Origin of the sequence: Pseudoalteromonas fuliginea, assembly GCF_000690055.1 — a bacterium.
GTDB classification, from domain to species: Bacteria; Pseudomonadota; Gammaproteobacteria; order Enterobacterales; family Alteromonadaceae; genus Pseudoalteromonas; species Pseudoalteromonas fuliginea.
This window is the reverse complement of sequence record NZ_JJNZ01000005.1, coordinates 1-22,615: the sequence shown is the minus strand read 5'-3', so window position 1 is coordinate 22,615 and position 22,615 is coordinate 1. Positions and strand designations below refer to the sequence as shown.

Genomic DNA, 22,615 nt, shown 5'->3' with positions numbered 1-22,615 from the left:
GTATATGTTTCGTAAAATTTAGTTATAAAAAAACCCGCATAGTTGCGGGTTTTGAATTTTTGCTAGACACGACAATTCATCACCCGAAAATTACGAGTGCCACCACCAAATAGTGTTTAAGTTTGAATTGATCATTATTGTTAATTCTTAATGTGTCTGAAAGTGGCTACAGTAAAACGTATCTTATGCTTTTGTGTCAAGTGTTTATTTAAAACAATTTAGTCAAAAAAGTTGTTATACTTACATAAACACCAGTAACCCTTAATTTTAAGCAGTTTTCTTTTGATAAAATATGATTTACATAGCCATACCACACATTCAGACGGGCGTTTAACGGTTGAAGAATTATTGCATCGCGCTGTTGATAAAAATATTGATGTGTTTGCTATTACCGATCATGACACTGTGGCAGCTATTAAGCCTGCTCAGCAATTTATTAAAGCAGAAAACTTACCGCTTTCATTAATAACGGGTACCGAAGTGTCTACCAAATGGGAAAGCTTCGAAATTCATATTGTAGGTTTAAATATTGATATTAATAATATTGACCTTACCTCTTTATTATCGGCTCAGCAGCAAAAGCGAGAAGAGCGTGCGCTAGAAATTGGCGCACGCCTTGCAAAAAATGGATTTGATGGCATTTACGAGCAAGCTAAAGAGCTGGCAAAGGATGCGCAAATTACGCGCGCACATTTTGCACGCGCCCTTATTGAGCGCGGTGTAGCTAAAAATTTTCCGGGTGTTTTTAAAAAGTACTTAGGGCGTGGTAAAACAGGCTACGTGCCAAGTTGCTGGTGCACTATGCAAACCGCTATTGAAGCAATACATGCCGCTGGTGGTGTTGCTGTACTTGCGCACCCAAGTAGCTATCAAATGTCAAACAAGTGGCTACGCAAATTATTAGTAGAATTTAAAAGTGTAGGAGGAGACGCAATGGAAGTTGCACAACCTCAACAGGCGCCAAGCGAACGTCAATTTTTAGGTGAACTCAGCCGTGAGTACGAACTACTTTGCTCGCAAGGGTCTGATTTTCATTTTCCGACAAGCTATTTAGAGCTTGGCAAAAATTTATACTTACCGAAAGACTGCCAAGGTGTTTGGCAAGTTTGGGAAGAACAAGAAGGGGCATTAACATGAGTCAATTATTCCATATTCATCCTGATAACCCGCAACCAAGATTGATTAGTCAAGCCGTTGATATTATTAAACAAGGCGGTGTTGTTGTTTACCCAACAGATTCGGGCTATGCCATTGGCTGTAACATTGGTAATAAGCAAGCCAAAGAGCGCATAGAGCGTATTCGTGGTATTGAAAAAAACGATAATTTTACGCTAGTTTGCCGTGATTTATCGGAGCTATCTACTTATGCACGTGTAGATAACCAGCTATTTAGATTAATTAAAAATAATACGCCAGGGCCTTATACCTTTATTTTTAAAGGCACAAAAGAAGTCCCTAAGCGTTTATTAAACGACAAGAAAAAAACCATTGGCATGCGTGTAATTGAACACCCAATTGCTTGTGCGTTACTTGCCGAACTTGGCGAGCCGCTAATGTCGTGTTCTTTAATTTTACCAGGGCAACAATTTACAGAATCAGATCCTGATGAAATATTAGAGCGATTAGATAAGCACGTTGATTTAATTATTCACGGTGGTTACTTGCCAGAGCAAGCAACCACAGTAATCGATTTGTCAGAAGATGAAGTTCAAATATTACGTGTTGGCTGTGGTGATACAAGCCCGTTTGAGTAATAACAAGTGAGCGAAAATACTGCTGATACAAAAAGTAGTGAAAAGCCAGTGCAGCAAAAGCTGCCACTGGCTTTTTTGCATGGTAAAGCGGTTGTAGATAAACCAGAAGACTTATATATTCCGCCCGATGCGCTCGAAATAATATTAGAAACCTTTGAAGGCCCGCTCGATTTACTGCTTTATTTAATTAAAAAGCATAAGCTTGATGTGCTCGACCTTTCTATTTTTAGTATTACAGAGCAGTATGTAAGTTACGTTGAAATGATGACCGAGTTTCAACTCGAACTTGCCGGTGAATATTTAGTTATGGCCGCGTTACTTGCACAAATTAAGTCGCGCTTATTACTTCCTGTACACGAAGAGCTTGAAGAGGAAGAAGACCCTCGCGCTGAGCTTATTAAACGTCTACAAGAATATGAGTTATTTAAAAAAGCCGCCGAAAACCTCGATGATATCCCCCGTGTTGGGCGTGATATTTTTATAGCGCATGCCGCTATGCCAATAAATGAAAACACAAGTCAAAACCTCCCCGATATTGAACTTAAAGACTTAATGCTGGCGTTGAGTGATGTTATGGCGCGAGCAAAAACGTTTGAACATCATCAAATTACTGCCGAAGTACTCTCAACCCGAGAGAGAATGAGCCAAATATTACAACAGCTATCGCAGGCAAACTCGGCGGTGGTATTTAATGCGCTTTTTACGCCTGATGAAGGGCGTAGTGGTGTGGTGGTTAGTTTTATAGCCATGCTTGAGCTCATTAAAGAAGGATTTGTTACCTGTTTGCAAGTAAGCCCAGAGAGCTTAATTTATGTCAGCTTGAGCGAGCAATCCACCCTATAAACTTATCTGTTTAATTCTAAAACTGACTTTAATTATCAAAGTTCTGTGCGTGTACGCACGTAAAGTGTTTGTAAATGTTATTTTCATTTAAGGCTATGCACTATATTGTAACGTCATAGCATTATAGGACGTTACACATGTTTAAAAATACACCTTCATCTTACGGACTTGTCGCCATTATTTTACATTGGCTAATGGCATTGACTATTTTTGGCCTGTTTGGTTTAGGTTTATATATGGTTGAGCTTACTTATTACGATAGTTGGTATAAAGGCTCTCTCGATTTACATAAGAGTATTGGTATTACACTCGTGGCCGTATTTTTATTTAGAATTGTATGGCGTGCTTTATCTACACAGCCTAAACCATTAGGTGAAAGTATAGGCATGAACCAATTAGCACATACTGCGCATATTGCTATGTATATTATTTTGGCTGTTATTGTTGTTGCAGGGTATTTAATATCAACCGCAGACGGGCGTCCAATAGAAGTATTTACTTTATTTAATGTATCAGCGCTTGATTTTGCCTTTGATGACCAAGCCGATATTGCAGGAAAAGTACATTATTACAGCGCGTGCACATTAATCGGGTTCGCAGTATTGCATGCACTAGGGGCGTTAAAACATCACTTTATCGATAAAGATAAAACCTTAATCAGAATGATCAAACCATTAAAGGATGATTAAAATGAAAAAATTATTAGTAAGCACAGCCGTTTCGGCTGCAATGATGTTATCGGTAACAACTGCTAATGCAGCCGACTATGTAATTGACACAAAGGGTGCTCATGCATTTGTAAACTTTAAAATTAAACATTTAGGTTACAGCTGGTTACATGGCCGTTTTAATACCTTTGATGGTAAATTTAACTACGATGCTAAAAGCCCTAATGCGTCGCAAATTATGGTTAATATAGATACAACAAGCCTTGATTCTAATCATGCAGAGCGCGATAAACACCTTCGTGGTAAAGAGTTTTTAAATGTTGATAAATACCCAACAGCGACGTTTAAAAGCACCAGTATTAAATTTGAAGACGATTCAGGTCAAGTAACAGGTGATTTTACGCTGCATGGTGTAACCAAAACCATTACTTTTGAAATTGATAAAGTGGGTGAAGGTAAAGATCCATGGGGTGGTTACCGTGTAGGCTTTGAAGGTGAAACAAGCCTTAAGCTTACCGACTACGGTATTGATTACAATTTAGGGCCAGCCTCTACCCATGTAGATATAGGTTTATTTATTGAAGGTATTCGTCAGTAATATATAAAATACTTAATTATAAACAATAAACAGCGTCATTTTTAATGGCGTTTTTTTCTATAAATACTTATTTTTCTATACGCTCTTGCAATAAAGGCCTTAAATGCTCTGGCAACCAGCGCATTAGCACATCATTATAAGCTGGTGTTTTTTTTATTACTTTGAGTTGCTCATTAAGCATTGCTATATCTTTTGCACCTTGCTCATTTTTAGTGCAACCAATAAAGCCATAACTTAACGCAGGGGATTCAATTAACGGTCGTTGTGTTAAATTTTTATCAAAATTCATTAATTTAGCTAAATAATAATGTTCGCTTGGGTAACCCAATAAAATATCAATCCGTTTTAAATTAAGCATATAAGTAAGGCTCGCTAAGCTGTCGCGAGTAGGTCTTATTACTAAATCTATATCGGGAGTTGTGTTTATAACCGAATCTATCTCTTTTCCATAAGAACGACTCATTGATATGCCGAGTGTTAGCTTTTTATCACGTATTAAATCTAATAATGACACTTCAGTCGCATCAGGCAATTCAAGTGCGTCTGCAAGCTTGCTATGCATAGCAACAGAAGGTGATAGGCCTGTAGTTGAGCTTTCGTCTGTAAAGTAAATATGCTTTTTTCGGTAATCATTTTTATAAAGAGATAATGCGCAAGTATTATTGGACGTATTTGATAGCTCTTGGATTACTTTTCCCGAAGGGATGATAATTTGATTAAAGGTAATAGCGGGTAGTTGTTTTTCAAGTAGGGATATAATGCTTTCATCGCGGCCTTGGTGTTGATATTGGCCATTTAAAATGTAGTACGGTGCAAAGTCGTGCGTTAACCAATTAATGGTTTTAGCATTACTTACAGGGCTTACAAAACAAAACATTAAAAAAAGTATACATAAACGGAGCATTACAGCAGTTGCCAATAATTATTATTGTAAAACTATTGTAACCATTAAAGGGCTAAAAAGTAAAATGCCAGCAACGAGGCTGGCAAAATATATTTTCAATAATCACAATAATAAAAAGCAATTAAAGTTTTGTTTAACTAGCTTTTAGCCATTTAACAAATTGGCGTGCATCACTCGCTTTTTGAAATAATGCATTTTTTAAACCTTGTGTATCACTAAAGATTACACGATGTTTGTTTACTGAAATTGATTGCACTGGATGTGCAATTTGGATCATAGACCCATTATATTTATAAGACATAATAAAACTCACTTTATTCTTGTTATTTATTCTGCGCTATATTTTATAGCTTCGTGCAGTCAATAAATAAACGATGTTGTGTTTAGCTTCATTACAGTGTTGACGATCTTTATGACACTTTTGCGATGATAATAAAATTCATCTCGGTATTATTTAAGGGGTTCTCGCCGTACAATAACTTAGCTTTCAAATATACGTTTTGCGGGGCTTACTGGATCAGGGTAAATGGTTAACCGCGGCGGTTTCTTTAAACCAGAGAGGGAAGGTAACTTATATGTATATTATGTGCAAGCTATTTTTTATATTTATTTATAATACATTTTATCAACTGCCTATGGCCTCCAATTTTATTTACTAAAGGATAAGTATGAATTACCTAATTGCGAGCGATATTTTTGGTTTAACACCTGCTTTTACGCAGTTTACAGAGGGGTTTGACACTAAGGTAACGGTTATTGATCCTTATGATAATGAGTTACAACCTATTGATAGTGAAGAATATAACTACAATAAATTCATACAGAAATGCGGGCATGATAAATACACCGACAAACTTCAAAAATGTTTTGCGCATTTACAAGCACCAACAACTTGTATCGCATTTAGCGCAGGGGCAAGTGCAGCATGGCGCGCACAGTTATTAACAGGCAATACACACCTTAAAAAGCTAATAGGGTTCTACCCATCACAAATTCGTAATTATTTAGCATTAGATGCAAACGTACCCTGTGAGTTTATTTTTCCTAAACATGAGGTACATTTTAATGTTGATGAAGTGATAGCCATTTTAAATAATAAGTCCGCAGTAAAGTGTAATAAAACAAACTACCTACATGGTTTTATGAACGAGCACTCAGTCAATTTTAATGAGCAAGCGTATAACTATTTTAGCCATTACTTAAAAGTAGCGTTATAGCTGATTAATTTGCGCTTTTGTAATATTAGGAAAGTCAGTGCGGTTATTGTATTGTGCGTATAGAGTAGAAAAAACACTGCTTCTAGATTGTTTATCAAGCTCTTTTATAAACATTTTAGCGTTTGAGCGTGCTGGCCTACAGCATAATTGATACGCCTTTATAACACTTGCCAAAGTTTGCCCTTGTTTTTGCAATGCTAGATCTGCTTGGGCAAAAAAAGCTGCGCCTGTCCAGTAAACACGTTGCTGAGCACGTTGTTTCCACATATCGGCAGAGAGCTTATTAAGTGGCTGTGTTTTAGTTTTGGTTTGCAGGCGGGCACGATCAAACCCTGCATTTAAGCGTTGTACAAACTGCGGCTGGGTGATTATACCGCTGTCACGCATTATTACGTTTTGCATATAACTGGCAAAACCCTCGCTTAGCCAAAAACCGGAGTAGGGAAATAGCGGCAAATATAAATGTGAAAGTTCATGGTATAGCGTCCAATCTTTAGTGAATGCTTTTAAACTGGCGTAACGATCTATATGTAGTTCTAGCCCATCGGGATTATTTCGCTTTACAGTAGCCCAAGGTACTGGCTCAAAAGCAAAATATTGCGGTTTTAAATAAATAGGTAAGGTACTTTGTTTTAGAGGCCCTAACGTATTTTGTGTTTTTTCAACACTTTGATTCACCCAAGTAGACACCGTCCTTTGACCACTACTTGAGAGTGAATTGAGGTTGTGTATTACTACCTCAACGGCTAACGTTTTAAACGAGTTGATTGATAGTAGCAATATAAAAAAGAGTTTCATTAAAGTGTTCCACTGTAATTTAATAGCTAATACGGTAAGGCTAATTAAACAAGACCAACCCATGACGTAAATAGTCACAGTTAATTTGTTATTTTTTTAAATGATAGTAACTATAAAAGTACAAATACAGACACGCCTTAATTAGCATGCTTTAATCATATTTATAGAACCTTTGTAGGTGTTAGCAATGCAGTACCAATATATAAATGTGCCAACGCAAGGTCAAAATATCACGATAGACCAATACGGACAGTGGCAAATTCCGTTAGAACCTATCATTGCTTATATTGATGGCGATGGCGTGGGTTTAGATATCATGCCGGTAATGCGCCACGTTGTTGATAGTGCAATTGAACATTGTTACAAAAACGCTCGAAAAATACATTGGATGCAGGTTTATAACGGCGAGCAAGCCGCAAAACTGTATGACGGTGACTGGTTTCCACAAGAAACAATTAACGCAGTACGCGCCTGTAAAATTGCCATAAAAGGGCCGTTAACAACGCCGCTGGGTGGTGGCTTTCGCTCACTCAATGTAGCCCTCAGGCAAGAAATGGATTTGTTTGTAAATATGCGCACTATAAAAGGCTTTAGTGCACTCCCTTCTCCTTTAAAAAATCCTTTTTTAACAAACATAACCGTGCTGCGCGACAGCAGCGAGGATGTGTATTCAGGTATTGAATGGCAAGCAGGCAGTGTAGAAAGCGAAAAAATGCTCGACTTTTTATGCGAAGAAATGGGGGTAACGCGCTTAAGGTTTACACAAGAGTGCGGTATTGGCATTAAAAATATATCCAAAGAAGGCTCTGAGCGACTAATGCGCTTTGCAATTAAGTATGCGCTTAAAAACGATAGTGAATCCTTAACACTAGTGCACAAAGGCAATGTACTTAAATTTACCGACGGGGCATTTAAGCGTTGGGGGTTTGCACTTGCACAAAGCGAGTTTAATGCCACCGCACATGAAAATGGGCGTTGGCTGCAAATAGAGCGAGGACACCAAGCGCCCTTAATTATGAAAGAAGTCATAGCTGACAACATGCTGCAACAATGTTTAATGCATCCAGAGCAATTTGATGTAGTGGTGACGACTAACCAAAACGGCGACTTTTTAGCGGATATGCTAAGCGCACAAGTTGGTGGTGTTGGCATAATGCCCGCAGCTAATTTAAATAATGATGTTGCATTTTTTGAGCCCACACACGGCACGTTTGAACGTATAGCAGGGCAAAATAAAGCAAACCCCAGCAGTAGTATTTTAAGTGCGGTATTAATGCTTAAATTTATGGGATGGGAGGAGGCCGCATTACTGATAGAAAGTGCGTTAGAGCAAACATTTAAAAGTGGTGAAGTAACCTTTGATTTAGCGCAAGAGCAGAGCGATAACTCAAGTATTCATAACTCGACAACCTTAACTTGTACTGGCTTTGCAAAGAAGGTTATCGAGCACTTTTAAACACATTCATTATTAAGCTGCTGAGGCAGTTTTTACTCTGTGCATACAAGGGCGGTTGGTTAACTGCGCTGCACGATGGTAAATATCATGTGCTTGAGGTTCATCGCATTGTGTACCGCTAAGCGTATCCATTAGTGCGACAACAATAATTGCAGGAACCTGGCAGCAATATTCATCTAAAACAGCTTCTGTCGTTTGCGCATCAACATGGCAAAGCGGGTGGTTTTTAAGTTGGTATGCGTTTAATAATGTATCTACTTCTAATACATCATCTGGCTGATGTTTTGTTTTACGACATTTACAACCAAACTCATCAACTAAAGTAGCTAATGCTTGATAAGTCTCAGTGGTGTTAGCTTTAGTGCATAACTGCTCTTCAATAAACTGATGTAAATTAGCATCAATAAATAACCCGTCTTGTTGTGTGAAGCTTGATGTTGTCATAATTATTACTCTTAGTTTGTTGGCTTAACTTCACTCTAGCGCTAAGTGTATTATTAATGAAATTGTTGTTTTCAATAACTGATATTGATTTCATCAATAGTAAGTTTTAAAACTAAATAAAAAATAGAAAACATACCTAAATTATACTAATTAATTTGGTGCAGAGTGGTAAAAACGTGCACAAAACTGGAACAAGGGGAGTCATTGAGGAATAAAGATGGACTATTAGTTAATTGTTTTTATTGAATTTTAATTTTTTTATGAAGTTGGTACTAAGCTTGCTAATCATACACTGTAGGTAGACTCCTATATCGACGATTTCCAAAAGCGCCATGGTATTTTCCCAAAGTTGAATACCACGGCGCTTTTTATTTTTCGCGTGTATTTTATTTAGTCGTAACAATAGTAATGTTAAATTTTAATAAAGTAGGGAATAGCCACTAAAATAGCGCCTACAATCAACAGCATGCTAACACTGCTCATAAAATACGGAAATACCAATAGCGATAAACCAATACAAAGTGGTACTACGGCTTTTTTTCTTCGCCCGTAAGTAAGGTAGCCAATACCAATGCCACCAAACAAAACACTCCACGCAATTATTGATGCACTATCCATTTGTAAATTACCTATTTTGAAATACTGATTTAAATTACGACCGACATAGCCAGCTTTTCAATACCATGTGAAGGAGTCCATCTTTTAAATTCCACGAAGCCATGCTTTTTATATAAATTTATTGCAGGAGTATTAGCAACCGCAGTCTCCACTATTGCATGAGATAAATCACTCATTGCTAAAACATAACTTATTAGCTTACTTGCGATACCTTTTTTAAAATGATTAGGAACAACGGTTAAACTACAAATATCTAAACACTCGTTGTTTGTATCTACTTCAATAACGGCTGCTAAACATTCATTTTCGCTGTAGCCATAAAAAGTTGTTTCTGACTTTTTTATACCTTTAATATTACGCGCTAAAGGAGGAAAGTTATGCGCGCCGATCAGTTTAGCCTCTATAGCATAGGATTTTTGAAAGACAGCAAAAATTATATTTGCAGTATCGTTATTCTTATTATTAAGTTTGTTTATCATTATATTCTTCTAATGAAAGTAAAGCTTGGACATTATACGCGATAGTAAAATACCTGGTGCTTGATGTGATGAAAATAATAATTTATCTATCTGCAATCGTTTTAGCAAACGCTAATAACTCACGTCTTAACCATTGGTGTGCAGGGGCGTGGTGCAGCAGTGGGCTCCATATCATTTTCACTTCAATGGGCACTATTTGAAATGGTACAGGGCTGATTACTAAATCAGTATGAGAGGTTAATAACTTAGCTTGCCTGCGCGGTAGGGTGGCAATAAGTTGCTCTGATTGGCAAAGCAGGCTTGCGACCATGTAGTGGCGAGTAAAAACACGTATTTTACGGGTTTGTTCTAGTTGCCAAAGCGCTTCATCTACCCAGCCTAATTTTTGCTTTCCTGATTTATTAGTAACAGCGGCTTCAGGCCCCCAGCCGGCACGATTTACCCAAATATGCTCTTTTTTTAAGTAGTCGTCTAACCCTGATTGTTGTAAAAATGTATTTTTAGGATGGGTTAAACAACAGTAGTTATCTCGCCAAACACTGGCTTGATGAAACGAGCGTGGCAAACCATTAAAGCGATTTATTGCTAAATCTATAGTGCCTTTTTCCATATCTTGTAGGTTTACGTCGCTTGGACTTAACACATCAAAATTAATACCGGGGTTTTTACTAAGCTGCGCCGTTATAAAAGGGGCTATTAGGGTCGACTCTATGTAGTCGTTTGCCATTATTCTAAACGTAACTTCAGCCGTTGTAGGGTTAAATTGCTCACTAGGCTGCGTAATTGCTTCGGCCATTTTTAATAGGGCCTCAACTTCAGGCTTTAATGCAAGTGCCTTTGCCGTTGGCGTCATAGAGCCTGCGGCACGCACAAGTAGCGGGTCGTCAAATAAATCGCGCAAACGTTTTAGCGCATTACTCATAGCCGGTTGCGTAAGCGCGAGTTTATTCGCAGCTTTCGACACACTTTTTTCATCGATGAGTACATTTAAGTAAACGAGAAGGTTAAGATCGACGTTTCTTATATTCATAGAATCAATTCTATTTATATGGTTTATTAATTATCTAAATTAAAGCCTGCTTGCTAAGGTGTAAACAATTAATAAAAAATAACCGCCATAACTGGCATCAATATAAGTGCTGTATTTATGCAAAATAGGCCAACAAATCAATCTAATAATACGCTGCAAAACGTTATTGCCAGCAAGCTTGCACGATCTGTTTTTGCTGGATTTGAGGCGATGTTTTCGCAATTTTTAAATATTACACTGGGTGCGCAAAGCCGTTTTGAACAACGACAGTACCACAGTGTGCAAAGTGCTATGCGTGAGCGTTTACAGGTTTACGAGCGCGAAGTGAAAAACGTGAGTGAAGCCGTGAGAGTTATCGCTTATGCTGAGCTTACTTGCCCGCAAACGTGGCAGTTAGCTAAAAATATTTACGGCGATATGGTACAAAATCACGAAAATAAACCTATTGCGCATACTTTTTTTAATTCAACGTTTGGGGCAATTTGGGACGATAAAAAAATTCGTACTGTGCATTTGTTTGTATTAAAAGCAAAGTATCGTAGTGAGCCACGCTCTTATGAAAGCTTAGTGAGCAGGGTATCGCTAAATAATGGGTTTAATAACGCCGTTAAAACGCTTATTACTAATCAAATATTTAGAGTGCCATTTAGTCAGTTAGAGCATGATGTAGCCACATTACAAAGTACGTTAATGCAAGGCGCTAAGCAGCAATGCAAACAGGTGTACGAACTTATAAATTTAAACGACGGGTATATTGAATACGCTAACTCATTATTTTTTAGAAACAAAGCCTGTTATTTAATTGGGCGCTGCATTGCTAAAAATGGCGACAATATGCCTTTTGCTATCGCTATTTTAAATACCGATGAGGGACTAAAGCTTGATGCTGTAATGATGGGCGCCGATCAATTAAGTTTATTATTTGGTTTTGCACGCACCTATTTTATGGTTGATACCGATAAACCCGCTCGTTATGTAGATTACTTAAGTGTGTTAATGCCACACAAACAACGCTTTGAGTTATTTAACGCCATTGGCTTTATAAAGCACGCCAAAACTGAGTTTTATCGGCATAAGGTCGATACGACTAAAAATAGCCCAGCCAACTTTAAGTATGTTAAAGCGCCAGGTACGCCGGGTATGGTAATGCTGGTATTTACTATTGAAGGGCTAGATTACGTTTATAAAGTAATTAAAGACAAATTTAGTGCGCCAAAAACAGCCACCAAAGCACAAGTCAAAGAAAAGTATAACTTTGTAAAACAAGCCGATAGGGTTGGTCGTTTGGTAGACACACACGAATTTAGATATTTAGCGTTTGATTTAAGCCGTTTTAGTGATGAACTTCTTGAGCAGATGAAAAGCCAAATTGGTAGCAGCATGGTTATATCTGGCAAGGCACTCATTTTAAAGCACGTTTATGTTGAGCGTAAAATGACCCCGCTTAATTTATATATTAACCAATGCGATAACAAAACCTTAGAGAGTGTGATGCATGACTACGGTAAAGCAATTAAAGAGTTAGCGGGCGCTAATATATTTCCGGGCGATATGCTAATGAAAAACTTTGGCGTAACGCGATGGGGGCGAGTGGTGTTTTACGACTTTGACGAAATTTGCCCGCTTACCGATTGCAACTTTAGAGAGGTGCCACAAACCCAAAATGCACTTGAAGAGCTAAGTAGTAACTCGTATTTTGATATAGCTGAAAACGATATATTTCCGAGCCAATTTAAGGTGTTTTTTAGTGCCAATGATATTGCGTTTAACTATTTTAATAATGAGCACAGTAACTTGTTTTTAGCGACATTTTGGCAAGAGTGTCAGCAACAAGTAAAAGCCGGTTATTTACCTGATGTTTACCCTTATAAACAAAGTTGGCGCTTTTGAGGTTGTTTGAATCTGTGTTCATCCCCATCTATATGTTATTACAGTTTTTAAACTTGGAGCAACAATGAAATATATTTCTCATGAAGATGGTAATCTTGCATTTAGTGAAACCGAAAAGCCGGTTTTAAAGAGCCATGAAGTACTTGTTAAAGTTGCAGCAATAGGTGTAAACCGTGCAGACAGTATGCAGCGCCAAGGTAAATACCCGGCTCCTGCGGGAGATAGTCCTATTTTAGGTTTAGAGTGTGCAGGTACAGTTACTGAGCTTGGAAAAGATGTAGATAAAAGCTGGCTAAACAAGCGTATTTTCACGTTGTGCTCAGGTGGTGCTTATAGCGAATATGTAGCCGTTGATGCAAAACAACTTATGGAATTACCCGATGATGTAACAATGGCAGAGGGCGCCGCAATAAGCGAAGTGTATTTAACGGCATTTGGCGCATTATTTGAGCTTGGTAAATTACAAAAAGGGCAAACAGCGCTTATTCATGCAGGTGCTAGTGGCGTAGGCGGTGCAGCAATTCAAATGGCTAAAAGCGCAGGTGCTACCGTGGTTATTACCGCTGGTACGGATGACAAATGCCAACACGCAAAAGAGCTCGGTGCCGATCATGCAATTAACTATAAAACCACCGACTTTGTAGAATATATGAAAGCAAATGAGTTAACAGCAAATGCAATTGTAGATCCTGTTTCGGGTAGTTACTTAAATAAAAATGCCGCTATTGCAGCCATGGATTGCCAAATTGTAATGCTTGCATTTTTAGATGGACGTTTTGCAGAAGTTGATTTTGCGGCGCTTTTACAAAAGCGTATTTCGTTTCATGCCTCAACGCTTAGAAATCGTAGTATTGAGTTTAAACGCCAGGTGCGCGACGACTTTGTAGCACGCTTTTACAATGATATTGCCACTAAAAAGTACGACTTTAACCTGTATAAAACATTGCCTTGGAGCGACGCAAACGAAGCCCATGCTATTTTAGAGCGTAATGAAAACGCAGGGAAAGTGGTTTTACTTGTAGAGTAACTCTTTAATTTTAGGGTTTAGCCCATATACTAAGCCCTATAAAAAATATTTAAGGTTTAATAATGAATCCAATACTAGCAATACTTAAAGAGCACAATGTAAGCGACGAAAAAGTAAAAGCATTGTTTGAAGCGTTTACTCAAAATCCAATGATGGCAATGGCGCTTGTTCAAGAGCTTGGTATTCCGCCAGAAAAGTTACAACAATTAATGGCAGTCGTGATGACTCAACCGCATCTTATTAAAGAAGCGACTGACGAACTTGGTTTAGATTTTGAAAAAGTAAAAGAAGCGAAAGAAAAACTAAATCAACAGTAATTGATAATCTAATTTTTAGATTGATCATATAGCAAGGTAAGCAACTACCTTGCTATACCCGCCGTAAAGCACACACTTTTTGTTACACTCTACATTGAACTGCTCAGCATTTAGTTAGTCATAATAATACTTAATTAACGCAGGGAAATAACATGAAACCGCTTTATAAGTTTTGGAAAAACAACCGCTCTCTTATCGTATTTATTGCACTAATGAGCGTATTTAGAAGCGCTGTAGCCGATTGGTACGAAGTGCCAACAGGCTCAATGAAACCAACAATTCAAGAAGGTGACAGAATACTTACCGATAAAATGGCCTATGATATTCGTGTCCCATTTACGCATATAAAACTACTTAAACTAGCGGACCCACAAACAGGTGATATTATTGTTTTTGACTCACAAGCTGCCGATAACCGTTTAATTAAACGTGTAATTGGTGTGCCAGGAGACACCGTTGCGCTTGAAAATAATGAGCTCATTATTAATGGTAAAAAACTTAATTATGCAGATCAGCAAAGCAACATAGACTCGCTTGATAAAATCGAAGATTTAAACGGATTAGCGCATTCGATAAGAGTGGCAAATATTCCTTCACGTTTATCGGGCTTTGACGCAATTACAATTCCTGATGATTATTATTTAGCAATGGGCGATAACCGCGACAATAGCGCTGACTCGCGTGTAATAGGTTTAATTCCGCGTAATGAGTTATTAGGAAAAGCAGAGCGCGTTATAGTGTCTCTTGATTACGATAACTATTACCTACCAAGAAAAGATCGCGTATTGAAAAAGCTCAATTAAATAAGATAATTAATTTTATAGTTAAAATATAACTGCCTATTTAGGCAGTTTACTTATATATTTTTTTACAAGCTTGGTAAGAACACTACGCTCTTGTTCGGTATTTAATATACGACTAAACATTACTTTAGCCCATAAAAAAACCGCCGACATATCAGCGGTTTTTTATTGTATGAGTAATATTACATTACGCGCATACCAGGCTCTGAGCCGTCATCTGGGTTAAGAATATAAATTTCTTTTCCGCCAGGGCCCGCTGCTAATACCATGCCTTCAGACATACCAAAGCGCATTTTACGAGGCTTAAGATTAGCAACCATAACGGTTAGCTTACCTTCGATATCCTCAGGTGCATAAGCCGATTTAATACCCGCAAACACTTGACGAGTTTCGCCGCCTAAATCAAGTGTTAGCTTAAGTAGTTTATCTGCGCCTTCTACGTGCTCTGCTTTAGCAATCTTAGCTACGCGTAGGTCTACTTTTGCAAAATCATCGAACTCAATCTCGTCGCTAATTGGCTCTTTCGCAAGTGGGCTGTTAGGGTCAATTGTTACTTTTGGTGCTAAGCTTTCTTTAGATTCTTCAACCATTTTGTTCACTTTATCCATTTCAACACGTTGCATTAACGGTTTAAATTTATTGATAGGGTGGCTTACTAGTGCATTTTGAACGCCGTCCCATGCAAGGTCGTCATTTAAAAACGCTTGTACGTTATCAGCCATTCCTGGTAACACGGGTTTTAAGTAAGTAATTAAAACGCGGAACAAGTTAAGACCAAGAGAACACACTTCGTGTGCTTCTTGTTGCTTAGTTTCGTCTTTAATTAATACCCAAGGCGCTGCGCCATCAATAAATTGGTTTGCTTTGTCGGCAAGCGCCATTATTTCGCGAATTGCGCGGCTGTAATCGCGGTTCTCGTAGTGTGTTGTAATGCTCGGTGCAGCAGCTTGAAACTCTGCTAACAGCTCTGGTTGCATAATAGTGCTGCTTAGCTTGCCATCAAACTTTTTAGTAATAAAGCCAGCACAACGGCTCGCTATGTTGACTACTTTACCTACTAGGTCTGAATTTACGCGCTGCGCAAAGTCTTCTAGGTTTAAATCCAGATCAACAATACCGCTGCTTAATTTTGCTGCGTAGTAGTAACGTAAGTACTCTGGGTTTAAGTTATCTAAATAAGTACGCGCTTTAATAAACGTACCCTTTGATTTAGACATTTTTTCGCCATTCACAGTTACAAAACCATGAGCGAATACGTTAGTTGGCTTTCTAAAATTAGCGCCTTCTAGCATTGCTGGCCAAAATAAGCTGTGGAAGTAGATAATGTCTTTACCAATAAAGTGATAAAGCTCTGCGTCTGAACCTTCAGCCCAAAACGCATCAAAGTCGAGGCCTTTTTCGTCACATAGGTTTTTAAAGCTCGCCATGTAACCAATAGGTGCATCTAACCAAACGTAAAAATATTTGCCTGGTGCATTTGGAATTTCAAAACCAAAGTAAGGCGCATCACGGCTAATATCCCACTGTTGCAGGCCATCGGTAAACCATTCGTCTAGCTTGTTAGCCATTTCTTGTTGAATAGTGCCCGAGTGTAACCACTCCTTTAGCATGCCTTCAAATGCTGGCAGGTCAAAAAAGTAATGCTCAGAATCTTTAAGTACAGGCTCAGCGCCCGACATTACAGAACGCGGATTAATGAGTTCGGTAGGGCTGTATGTAGCACCACACGAATCACAGCTATCGCCGTTTTGGTTTTCAGACTTACACGTTGGGCAAGTACCTGTTACAAAACGGTCTGGTAAGAAAATACCTTTTTCTGGATCGAATAATTGCGAAATAATGTGCTTTTTAATATGACCGGCATCGTTTAGGCGGTTATAAATAAGTTCGCTTAATTCTTTGTTTTCTTGGCTGTGCGTGCTGTGGTAGTTATCAAATTTGATATTAAAGTCAGCAAAGTCGCGTTGGCGCTCTATGCTCACTTGTTTTACCATTTCTTCAGGCGTGATCCCTTGCTTTTGCGCATTAAGCATAATTGGCGTGCCGTGGGCATCGTCTGCGCAAACATAATAAGCTTCGTGGCCTTGTAGTTTTTGAAAACGTGACCAAATATCAGTTTGAATATATTCCAATAAATGACCTAGGTGAGTAGGGCCATTTGCATAAGGTAATGCGCTGGTAATCAGGATCTTTCGCTGCGTCATAATCATTCCGAATTGAGGATAAAACGCCGTTTTTATTATACAAACGGCAATTATCATTAATTTATCTACAAGCTATCTGCTTAGAGTGCGCACAGCTTATGGATTTTTATTAATTGACTGGTGTTAATGCCCTGAATGTTACATAATTCCGTGGCACTTTTCATCAAAGAAACGCTATTTAATTGCTATGTTTGGACTGTCGAAACTATTCTCTTCTAAATCGGTGCAAAAACAACCGATTATAACTGCCTTAGCGGCATATCGTAGTGCGGCTTTTGCCGTCGGTATTGACGAAAGCTTCATTGATACTATTACTCAAAATGACGATAAATCACTACACATTAAATTAACTCTGCCATTTGCTGGGCAATCAGAAATGCCTTTAGTTGAGCAACACGTAAGTGAAAGCTTAAATGTGCTTGTAACAATTAGCGCCAAGGTTATCATTGAAGAGGCGGCTAAGTTTAAAGCGATTAAACATATTGTGCTTATTGCCTCAGGCAAAGGCGGAGTAGGTAAGTCGACTACTGCCGTTAACTTGGCGGGCGCCCTTAAAAACGAAGGCGCAAAGGTGGGTATTTTAGATGCTGACATTTATGGCCCATCTATCCCAATGCTTTTAGGATTAGTGGGCGCAGAGCCCGTCACTAAAGATAACAAACAGCTACAGCCTCTTGATGCAAATGGCATTAAAGCGCAGTCAATTGGCTTTTTAGTTCCAAGCGATGATGCCACGGTATGGCGCGGGCCAATGGCGTCAGGCGCGCTGAGCCAGTTACTTAACGAAACCGATTGGGGCGAGCTTGACTACTTAATTGTTGATATGCCACCTGGCACCGGTGATATTCAGCTTACAATGAGCCAAAAAGTACCCGCTAGCGGCACTGTTATTGTCACTACACCGCAAGATTTAGCGCTAGCCGATGCGCAAAAAGGCATTGCTATGTTTAATAAAGTAAACGTACCGGTGCTTGGCTTAATAGAAAATATGAGCCACTACATTTGCAGCCACTGCGGTGAGGCAAATCACGTATTTGGTAAAGACGGTGCACAAAAGTTGGCGCACAAGCACGGCGTGCCTGTACTTAGCCATATTCCACTTGCAATAGATATACGTGAGTATTCTGAGCAAGGTAAACTTATTGCAAACTATAACGACGCAACAATAAGCAAAACATACAGCGCAGCAGCGAGGCTTATAGCCAGCACGCTCTATTATCAACAGCATCACAATGCGATTGAAATTGTGATTACAGAAGATTAATAAATAATGAGACTTTCAGACACACATATTAAAGAATACCTAAGCGATGGCCGCATTGTTATTGAGCCTGCACCAACAAGTGATATGATTTCAGGCGTGACTGCCGATTTACGCTTGGGTAATAAATTTAGAACTTTTAATGCGCATAATGCCGCATATGTCGATTTAAGTGGTCCAAAAGATCAGTTAAATAAGGCCATGGAATCGATCATGAGTGAAGAAATAGTGCTTGATGAAGGTGAAGCATTCTTTTTACACCCAGGTGAACTTGCGCTGGCTATTACCCATGAAAAAGTAACGTTGCCAGCAGATATAGTAGGTTGGTTAGATGGACGCTCATCGCTTGCGCGTTTGGGTTTAATGGTGCATGTAACCGCGCACCGAATAGACCCAGGCTGGAGCGGTAATATTGTTTTAGAGTTTTACAACTCAGGTAAATTACCACTGGCGCTTCGCCCACTGATGAAAATTGGGGCTATGAGCTTTGAAATGTTATCGGGGCCGTGTGAAAACCCATACAATATTCGTAAAGATGCAAAATATAAAGATCAAAGCAGCGCAGTAGCAAGTCGTATTAGTGACGATAAATAATCACCAAATATAGACATCACTCGTCTATTTTATGAAGCGCATAGCCAAGTAACTCAAAATACTGGTTAAGCGCTTTATTTGCTTTATTAATATGCTCACTATTTGGGTATATTAAATTACTACTTTTTAAGCCTCCCACCAAGAAGCTATTTTTTATATATGTGTGGCCTTCAATACAGGCTTCAAAGCAGCGCGCTGCTAATTCTTCAGGCATACTCATATAATTCATATTGTGGGCTTTATCGTGTTCTATACACGTTTGTACAAAGTTATTTGCATCAATACCATCTTCATCTAGAAATACATGTTTATAAAAACTGTTCAAAGCGTTATTAAGTGGGTGGGATAAATTAGGCGTGTTTGAAAACCACAATTTTGAGGCAAAGCCAAAGCGTGGTTTTGCTGCAAATAAATGCTCGCTTATATGGTGGTCAAACGCATGGAACCATTCGTGAGCAAGTGCACCACCGCCTGCATTTTTTGCAAGAGCAAGTGTTTGAGAGGCTGCATTATAATGCGCTTGCACGCCTTTTTGACCACCATGACCAAATGCAAAGTTAAGCTTGCCGCGCAGGCCAATAGCTTTGGGCGGTAAATGCAGTATTTGCGCAAGATCCGCCAGTGCATCGTAAATTAAATTGGCGCTAATGTAGCGCTCTTCTTTGGTTACCCATTTACCAACGACCATTGACCTAAAGCCGAAGGTATCTCTTATATCGCTAAAGTCGACTTGGTCGTCAAAGCGATAGTCGGGGCCTTGGCGAGTAAAGCCTCGTTTTAATCTGTTGGGATAATTACGCATGAAAGTTTATGGCGCCAAATTTAATCTAAGTAACGTGCTTTTACGTGCTCAGGCATGTGTTGGGTTTGTTTTTGTATTAATTCATTAAGCGTATTATAAAGTGGTGCGGGATTTAGCTGCTCTATTAAAAACAAACTATGCGCTACAGCTTCAAGTGTGGATAGGCTGTCGGCCCGAGGGGCTTTACGAATAGCATAACGATTTTTAGGTAGCTGTTTAAAACTGACCGTTTTAAATTTATTAAGTAATGTGGTGAGTTGCAAAATTTTGTAGGCTTTTTTCCATGTACCATCAACCACGATTAAATGGGTGATGTTTTTTATACTAGGCTGCTCAGCGCTATCGTCTAAATTTATAGCGTGTTCGTTAGGGTAGAGTAAAACAGTTGAGCTTACTGGCAGTGTTTTTAGTATGGAAAAGTCATCATTATTTTCGCCTTTGATTATTTGGCAATCAGTTAGGCATAAATTGAGTAGTTTAGCGGTATTTTTTGCTATTTTTTCTTCACTCGGGTGCTGTAGAATAATAACCGTAACTTTGTTGTTTATATTTGTAATTGCGTTGCAAATACAGGTGTTTAGTGAAAAGTTACAATGATTACAAAGTGTGCGTGCCATTTAATAAACTTTTTGTTGCCAGTATGATCCTCGCAATTATACATTTATAAGGTAATTAAGTTGGTTTTTTTTACGCATCAATATAAAGTAGTACTATTAAACTGTAACTTACATGGATTGTTTTAAGGGCTTAAAATATGACAGAGATAAATATTGATACATCGGCGTTAGAGAGTATGGAATCGTTATTGGGTGAGCAGTTTGCTGACACGCTTGATTTTTGTTGCGCAGAGTTTGAACGTTTAGGCTCTGAAGTTTTAGCAACTATTGGTAAAGACAGAGAAGCGGCTATTCGTCACTCTCACAGTTTAAAATCGAACGCGGCGCAGTTTGGCGCTTCAAGCCTTGCTGAAGTATCGCGTGTTATTGAGCAAAATTTAAACGTAGATAACTTAGCTGAAGCTATCGACGCATCTAATAGCTTAATGGCTCAAGTAACAGGCTCTCAAGCTAAGCTAAATGAATGGTTAGCATCTCGCTAATTATCGAAGCTGAAACGTGAATTTATTTCAGTATTAAGTAATCAAATACACTGGCATTTTACGCCTTTACTAGGTTAGTCTAAAGATTCACTAGGGCGTGTTGATCTTTCGGGATTGAATTTGCAACGAGTGTCTGGTTTTTAGGTTAGGCAGAGCCTATACAGTGTGGTTTTTCCACATAAATAGGCGATAACAACACATAAAAACTAAACACGCATTGCCCAGAGGGTTCTTCCTAGGGGCTATTTTCTCTTTGTTACTCAATTATTACTTAGCCCACTAGGTTACAAATCTCGCGCCGCGATTAAATCGCCCCTAGGTTGAACAAATTTAATCCATAAAGTCAATACGCCCTAAAGAGGTAAAAATGTCTGATATTAAAAAGAGTCACAAATTAGAAGGTGTATGTTATGACATTCGTGGGCCGGTTTTAGCACAAGCTAAAAAAATGGAAGACGAAGGTCAAAAAGTATTAAAATTGAATATAGGTAATCCGGCTGCTTTTGGTTTTGATATGCCAGAAGATATGCACCGCGATATTATCCGCAACTTATATTCAGCCCAAGGTTACTGTGACTCTAAAGGCCTCTATTCAGCCCGCGTGGCTATTTATCAGCACTACCAACAACGTGGATTACATAATTTAGATGTAGATAACATTTATATTGGTAATGGCGTAAGCGAACTTATTCAAATGATCACCCAAGCGCTATTAAATAATGGCGATGAAGTGCTTATTCCAGCTCCAGATTATCCACTTTGGACTGCTTCTGTCACGTTATCGGGTGGTAATCCGGTGCATTATTTATGTGATGAAGAGCAAGATTGGTTTCCGGACATTGCAGATATAAAAAGCAAAATAACATCTAAAACTAAAGCGCTGGTATTAATCAATCCTAATAATCCGACAGGTGCGGTTTACAGTGACGATTTGCTAATGCAATTAATTGATATAGCGCGTGAACATAAACTACTGCTATTGAGCGATGAAATTTACGAAAAGATTTTATACGATGATATAACGCATACTTCAATCGGCTCACTTTGTGATGATGTACCAATCATTACTTTTAACGGTTTAGCTAAAACTTACCGTGCAGCGGGGCTGAGAATGGGGTGGATGGTGCTAAGCGGTCGTACCTCAGTTATGGATGATTTACGCAAAGGTCTTGAAATACTTTCATCTATGCGTTTGTGCGCAAATGTACCTGCGCAATATGCAATTCAACAAGCGTTGGGCGGCGTGCAATCAATTGATAATTTGATTAACCCAGGCGGGCGCTTATACGAGCAGCGCGATATAGCATGGCGCGGGTTAAACGCTATTGAAGGCATTAGTTGTAAAAAACCTAAAGGCGCGCTTTATGCGTTTGCCAAAGTAGATACAGCACTTTTTAACGTTAAAGATGATGAAAAGATGATGTACGATTTGCTAAAAGCCGAAAAAATATTACTTGTACATGGCAGGGCGTTTAATTGGCCCGAGCCGGATCATTTTAGGTTGGTATTTTTACCAAGCAAAGATGATTTATCCGATGCGATGTTAAAAATGAAGCGCTTTTTTAAAGACTATCGCCAAGTATAGCTATTAAAAAAATAAAAAAACGAGCCAAATTTGGCTCGTTTTTTACTTTAGTCATGAATATATTGGCAGGGCGTGTTGATCTTTGTGGATTGAAATTTGTTCAATCTAGGGGCGATTAAATCGCGACGCGAGGTTTGTAACCTGGGCTAAGTAAAAACCGAGCAAAGCTTCCGCGTCCTGCTCACGCCCCTTACCTACATCCATGTCATAGGTAGGTACTTAAG

At 38.7% G+C, this 22,615-nt stretch carries 25 protein-coding genes; 15 read left to right on the top strand and 10 right to left on the bottom strand.

Translation table 11 applies throughout. From position 1 onward, the window contains the following. Positions 1–282 precede the first annotated feature (282 nt). The 5 genes from rnm to DC53_RS18605 all read left to right on the top strand — a co-directional run bounded on the left by rnm (position 283) and on the right by DC53_RS18605 (position 3,863). On the top strand, positions 283–1,137 hold the full coding sequence (gene rnm / locus DC53_RS18585) for an RNase RNM (protein WP_033028420.1): 855 nt from the start codon (positions 283–285) through the stop codon (positions 1,135–1,137). Next, on the top strand, positions 1,134–1,754 hold the full coding sequence (locus tag DC53_RS18590; RefSeq protein WP_007375432.1) for an L-threonylcarbamoyladenylate synthase: 621 nt from the start codon (positions 1,134–1,136) through the stop codon (positions 1,752–1,754). The genes rnm and DC53_RS18590 overlap by 4 nt, the downstream gene beginning before the upstream one ends. A gap of 6 nt (positions 1,755–1,760) precedes the next feature. Then, complete coding sequence (locus DC53_RS18595; RefSeq protein WP_033028419.1) at positions 1,761–2,597, top strand: segregation and condensation protein A; 837 nt, start codon at positions 1,761–1,763, stop codon at positions 2,595–2,597. A gap of 137 nt (positions 2,598–2,734) precedes the next feature. Next, a complete protein-coding gene (locus DC53_RS18600) occupies positions 2,735–3,286 on the top strand; it encodes a cytochrome b (protein WP_033028418.1) in 552 nt (183 codons plus the stop codon). 1 nt (position 3,287) lies between these two features. Beyond that, positions 3,288–3,863, top strand: coding sequence for a YceI family protein (locus DC53_RS18605; RefSeq protein WP_033028417.1), 576 nt, complete (start codon positions 3,288–3,290; stop codon positions 3,861–3,863). A 67-nt stretch (positions 3,864–3,930) separates the two neighbouring features. On the opposite strand, the gene DC53_RS18610 is transcribed toward DC53_RS18605, so the two are convergent. After that, the gene (locus tag DC53_RS18610) at positions 3,931–4,767 is read right to left on the bottom strand and encodes a TIGR02285 family protein (protein WP_033028416.1); all 837 of its coding nucleotides are present in this window, start codon (positions 4,765–4,767) and stop codon (positions 3,931–3,933) included. Between the two features lie 133 nt (positions 4,768–4,900). Then, positions 4,901–5,068 carry a hypothetical protein gene (locus DC53_RS22105; protein ID WP_007375427.1) on the bottom strand — a complete coding sequence of 56 codons (168 nt, stop codon included), beginning with the start codon at positions 5,066–5,068 and terminating at the stop codon, positions 4,901–4,903. 367 nt (positions 5,069–5,435) lie between these two features. On the opposite strand from DC53_RS22105, the gene DC53_RS18615 reads away from it, so the two are divergent. Continuing rightward, positions 5,436–5,984, top strand: coding sequence for a hypothetical protein (locus DC53_RS18615; RefSeq protein WP_007375426.1), 549 nt, complete (start codon positions 5,436–5,438; stop codon positions 5,982–5,984). Here DC53_RS18615 and DC53_RS18620 read toward each other — a convergent pair. After that, positions 5,979–6,782, bottom strand: a complete 804-nt coding sequence (locus DC53_RS18620) for a M61 family metallopeptidase (RefSeq protein ID WP_008138360.1) — start codon at positions 6,780–6,782, stop codon at positions 5,979–5,981. The two genes, DC53_RS18615 and DC53_RS18620, sit on opposite strands and share 6 nt — an antisense overlap. A 187-nt stretch (positions 6,783–6,969) precedes the next feature. Between DC53_RS18620 and icd the strand changes: the two genes are divergently transcribed. Continuing rightward, positions 6,970–8,238 (top strand): NADP-dependent isocitrate dehydrogenase, encoded by a 1,269-nt coding sequence (icd, locus tag DC53_RS18625; RefSeq protein WP_033028415.1) that lies wholly within the window; start codon positions 6,970–6,972, stop codon positions 8,236–8,238. Positions 8,239–8,250: 12 nt separating this feature from the next. Here icd and DC53_RS18630 read toward each other — a convergent pair whose 3' ends face one another. The 4 genes from DC53_RS18630 to DC53_RS18645 all read right to left on the bottom strand — a co-directional run bounded on the left by DC53_RS18630 (position 8,251) and on the right by DC53_RS18645 (position 10,809). Then, a complete protein-coding gene (locus DC53_RS18630; protein WP_033028414.1) occupies positions 8,251–8,682 on the bottom strand; it encodes a hypothetical protein in 432 nt (143 codons plus the stop codon). 411 nt (positions 8,683–9,093) lie between these two features. Next, positions 9,094–9,300, bottom strand: a complete 207-nt coding sequence (locus tag DC53_RS18635; protein ID WP_007375422.1) for a hypothetical protein — start codon at positions 9,298–9,300, stop codon at positions 9,094–9,096. A gap of 29 nt (positions 9,301–9,329) precedes the next feature. Further along, on the bottom strand, positions 9,330–9,779 hold the full coding sequence (locus DC53_RS18640; protein WP_033028413.1) for a GNAT family N-acetyltransferase: 450 nt from the start codon (positions 9,777–9,779) through the stop codon (positions 9,330–9,332). Positions 9,780–9,861: 82 nt separating this feature from the next. Beyond that, the gene (locus DC53_RS18645; protein WP_024595339.1) at positions 9,862–10,809 is read right to left on the bottom strand and encodes a LysR family transcriptional regulator; all 948 of its coding nucleotides are present in this window, start codon (positions 10,807–10,809) and stop codon (positions 9,862–9,864) included. Between the two features lie 117 nt (positions 10,810–10,926). Here DC53_RS18645 and aceK point away from each other — a divergent pair, with 117 nt between their 5' ends. The 4 genes from aceK to lepB all read left to right on the top strand — a co-directional run bounded on the left by aceK (position 10,927) and on the right by lepB (position 14,846). Then, complete coding sequence (gene aceK, locus DC53_RS18650; RefSeq protein WP_033028412.1) at positions 10,927–12,699, top strand: bifunctional isocitrate dehydrogenase kinase/phosphatase; 1,773 nt, start codon at positions 10,927–10,929, stop codon at positions 12,697–12,699. A gap of 64 nt (positions 12,700–12,763) precedes the next feature. After that, positions 12,764–13,726 (top strand): zinc-binding dehydrogenase, encoded by a 963-nt coding sequence (locus DC53_RS18655; protein ID WP_024595341.1) that lies wholly within the window; start codon positions 12,764–12,766, stop codon positions 13,724–13,726. 62 nt (positions 13,727–13,788) lie between these two features. Further along, positions 13,789–14,043: a DUF2999 family protein gene (locus tag DC53_RS18660; protein WP_002963210.1), complete on the top strand. Its 255-nt coding sequence runs from the start codon at positions 13,789–13,791 to the stop codon at positions 14,041–14,043. 152 nt (positions 14,044–14,195) lie between these two features. Continuing rightward, positions 14,196–14,846, top strand: a complete 651-nt coding sequence (gene lepB / locus DC53_RS18665) for a signal peptidase I (RefSeq protein ID WP_007375417.1) — start codon at positions 14,196–14,198, stop codon at positions 14,844–14,846. Positions 14,847–15,028: 182 nt separating this feature from the next. On the opposite strand, the gene metG is transcribed toward lepB, so the two are convergent. Then, a complete protein-coding gene (gene metG, locus DC53_RS18670; RefSeq protein ID WP_033028411.1) occupies positions 15,029–17,050 on the bottom strand; it encodes a methionine--tRNA ligase in 2,022 nt (673 codons plus the stop codon). Between the two features lie 187 nt (positions 17,051–17,237). On the opposite strand from metG, the gene apbC reads away from it, so the two are divergent. After that, on the top strand, positions 17,238–18,314 hold the full coding sequence (gene apbC / locus DC53_RS18675) for an iron-sulfur cluster carrier protein ApbC (RefSeq protein WP_033028410.1): 1,077 nt from the start codon (positions 17,238–17,240) through the stop codon (positions 18,312–18,314). Positions 18,315–18,320: 6 nt separating this feature from the next. Beyond that, a complete protein-coding gene (gene dcd / locus DC53_RS18680; protein ID WP_007375413.1) occupies positions 18,321–18,905 on the top strand; it encodes a dCTP deaminase in 585 nt (194 codons plus the stop codon). Positions 18,906–18,921: 16 nt separating this feature from the next. Here dcd and DC53_RS18685 read toward each other — a convergent pair whose 3' ends face one another. Beyond that, a complete protein-coding gene (locus DC53_RS18685; RefSeq protein WP_033028409.1) occupies positions 18,922–19,707 on the bottom strand; it encodes a CLCA_X family protein in 786 nt (261 codons plus the stop codon). A 20-nt stretch (positions 19,708–19,727) separates the two neighbouring features. Continuing rightward, positions 19,728–20,324, bottom strand: a complete 597-nt coding sequence (locus DC53_RS18690; RefSeq protein ID WP_008138384.1) for a tRNA-uridine aminocarboxypropyltransferase — start codon at positions 20,322–20,324, stop codon at positions 19,728–19,730. Between the two features lie 137 nt (positions 20,325–20,461). Here DC53_RS18690 and DC53_RS18695 point away from each other — a divergent pair, with 137 nt between their 5' ends. After that, positions 20,462–20,806 (top strand): Hpt domain-containing protein, encoded by a 345-nt coding sequence (locus DC53_RS18695; protein ID WP_033028408.1) that lies wholly within the window; start codon positions 20,462–20,464, stop codon positions 20,804–20,806. A 367-nt stretch (positions 20,807–21,173) separates the two neighbouring features. Beyond that, entirely contained in the window at positions 21,174–22,391 is a 1,218-nt protein-coding gene (locus DC53_RS18700; RefSeq protein ID WP_033028407.1) for a pyridoxal phosphate-dependent aminotransferase, read from the top strand. The last annotated feature ends 224 nt before the right edge of the window (positions 22,392–22,615 follow it).

Coding starts and splice junctions, on each gene's coding strand:
- DC53_RS18615 (WP_007375426.1), top strand. CDS start 5,436: ATGAATTACCTAATTGCGAGCGATATTTTTGGTTTAACACCTGCTTTT.
- DC53_RS18630 (WP_033028414.1), bottom strand. CDS start 8,682: ATGACAACATCAAGCTTCACACAACAAGACGGGTTATTTATTGATGCT.
- DC53_RS18660 (WP_002963210.1), top strand. CDS start 13,789: ATGAATCCAATACTAGCAATACTTAAAGAGCACAATGTAAGCGACGAA.
- DC53_RS18600 (WP_033028418.1), top strand. CDS start 2,735: ATGTTTAAAAATACACCTTCATCTTACGGACTTGTCGCCATTATTTTA.
- DC53_RS18645 (WP_024595339.1), bottom strand. CDS start 10,809: ATGAATATAAGAAACGTCGATCTTAACCTTCTCGTTTACTTAAATGTA.
- DC53_RS18640 (WP_033028413.1), bottom strand. CDS start 9,779: ATGATAAACAAACTTAATAATAAGAATAACGATACTGCAAATATAATT.
- DC53_RS18590 (WP_007375432.1), top strand. CDS start 1,134: ATGAGTCAATTATTCCATATTCATCCTGATAACCCGCAACCAAGATTG.
- dcd (WP_007375413.1), top strand. CDS start 18,321: ATGAGACTTTCAGACACACATATTAAAGAATACCTAAGCGATGGCCGC.
- DC53_RS18700 (WP_033028407.1), top strand. CDS start 21,174: ATGTCTGATATTAAAAAGAGTCACAAATTAGAAGGTGTATGTTATGAC.
- aceK (WP_033028412.1), top strand. CDS start 10,927: ATGCAAAATAGGCCAACAAATCAATCTAATAATACGCTGCAAAACGTT.
- DC53_RS18635 (WP_007375422.1), bottom strand. CDS start 9,300: ATGGATAGTGCATCAATAATTGCGTGGAGTGTTTTGTTTGGTGGCATT.
- metG (WP_033028411.1), bottom strand. CDS start 17,050: ATGACGCAGCGAAAGATCCTGATTACCAGCGCATTACCTTATGCAAAT.
- apbC (WP_033028410.1), top strand. CDS start 17,238: ATGTTTGGACTGTCGAAACTATTCTCTTCTAAATCGGTGCAAAAACAA.
- DC53_RS18685 (WP_033028409.1), bottom strand. CDS start 19,707: ATGCGTAATTATCCCAACAGATTAAAACGAGGCTTTACTCGCCAAGGC.
- icd (WP_033028415.1), top strand. CDS start 6,970: ATGCAGTACCAATATATAAATGTGCCAACGCAAGGTCAAAATATCACG.
- DC53_RS22105 (WP_007375427.1), bottom strand. CDS start 5,068: ATGTCTTATAAATATAATGGGTCTATGATCCAAATTGCACATCCAGTG.
- DC53_RS18610 (WP_033028416.1), bottom strand. CDS start 4,767: ATGCTCCGTTTATGTATACTTTTTTTAATGTTTTGTTTTGTAAGCCCT.
- lepB (WP_007375417.1), top strand. CDS start 14,196: ATGAAACCGCTTTATAAGTTTTGGAAAAACAACCGCTCTCTTATCGTA.
- DC53_RS18655 (WP_024595341.1), top strand. CDS start 12,764: ATGAAATATATTTCTCATGAAGATGGTAATCTTGCATTTAGTGAAACC.
- DC53_RS18605 (WP_033028417.1), top strand. CDS start 3,288: ATGAAAAAATTATTAGTAAGCACAGCCGTTTCGGCTGCAATGATGTTA.
- DC53_RS18690 (WP_008138384.1), bottom strand. CDS start 20,324: ATGGCACGCACACTTTGTAATCATTGTAACTTTTCACTAAACACCTGT.
- DC53_RS18620 (WP_008138360.1), bottom strand. CDS start 6,782: ATGAAACTCTTTTTTATATTGCTACTATCAATCAACTCGTTTAAAACG.
- DC53_RS18695 (WP_033028408.1), top strand. CDS start 20,462: ATGACAGAGATAAATATTGATACATCGGCGTTAGAGAGTATGGAATCG.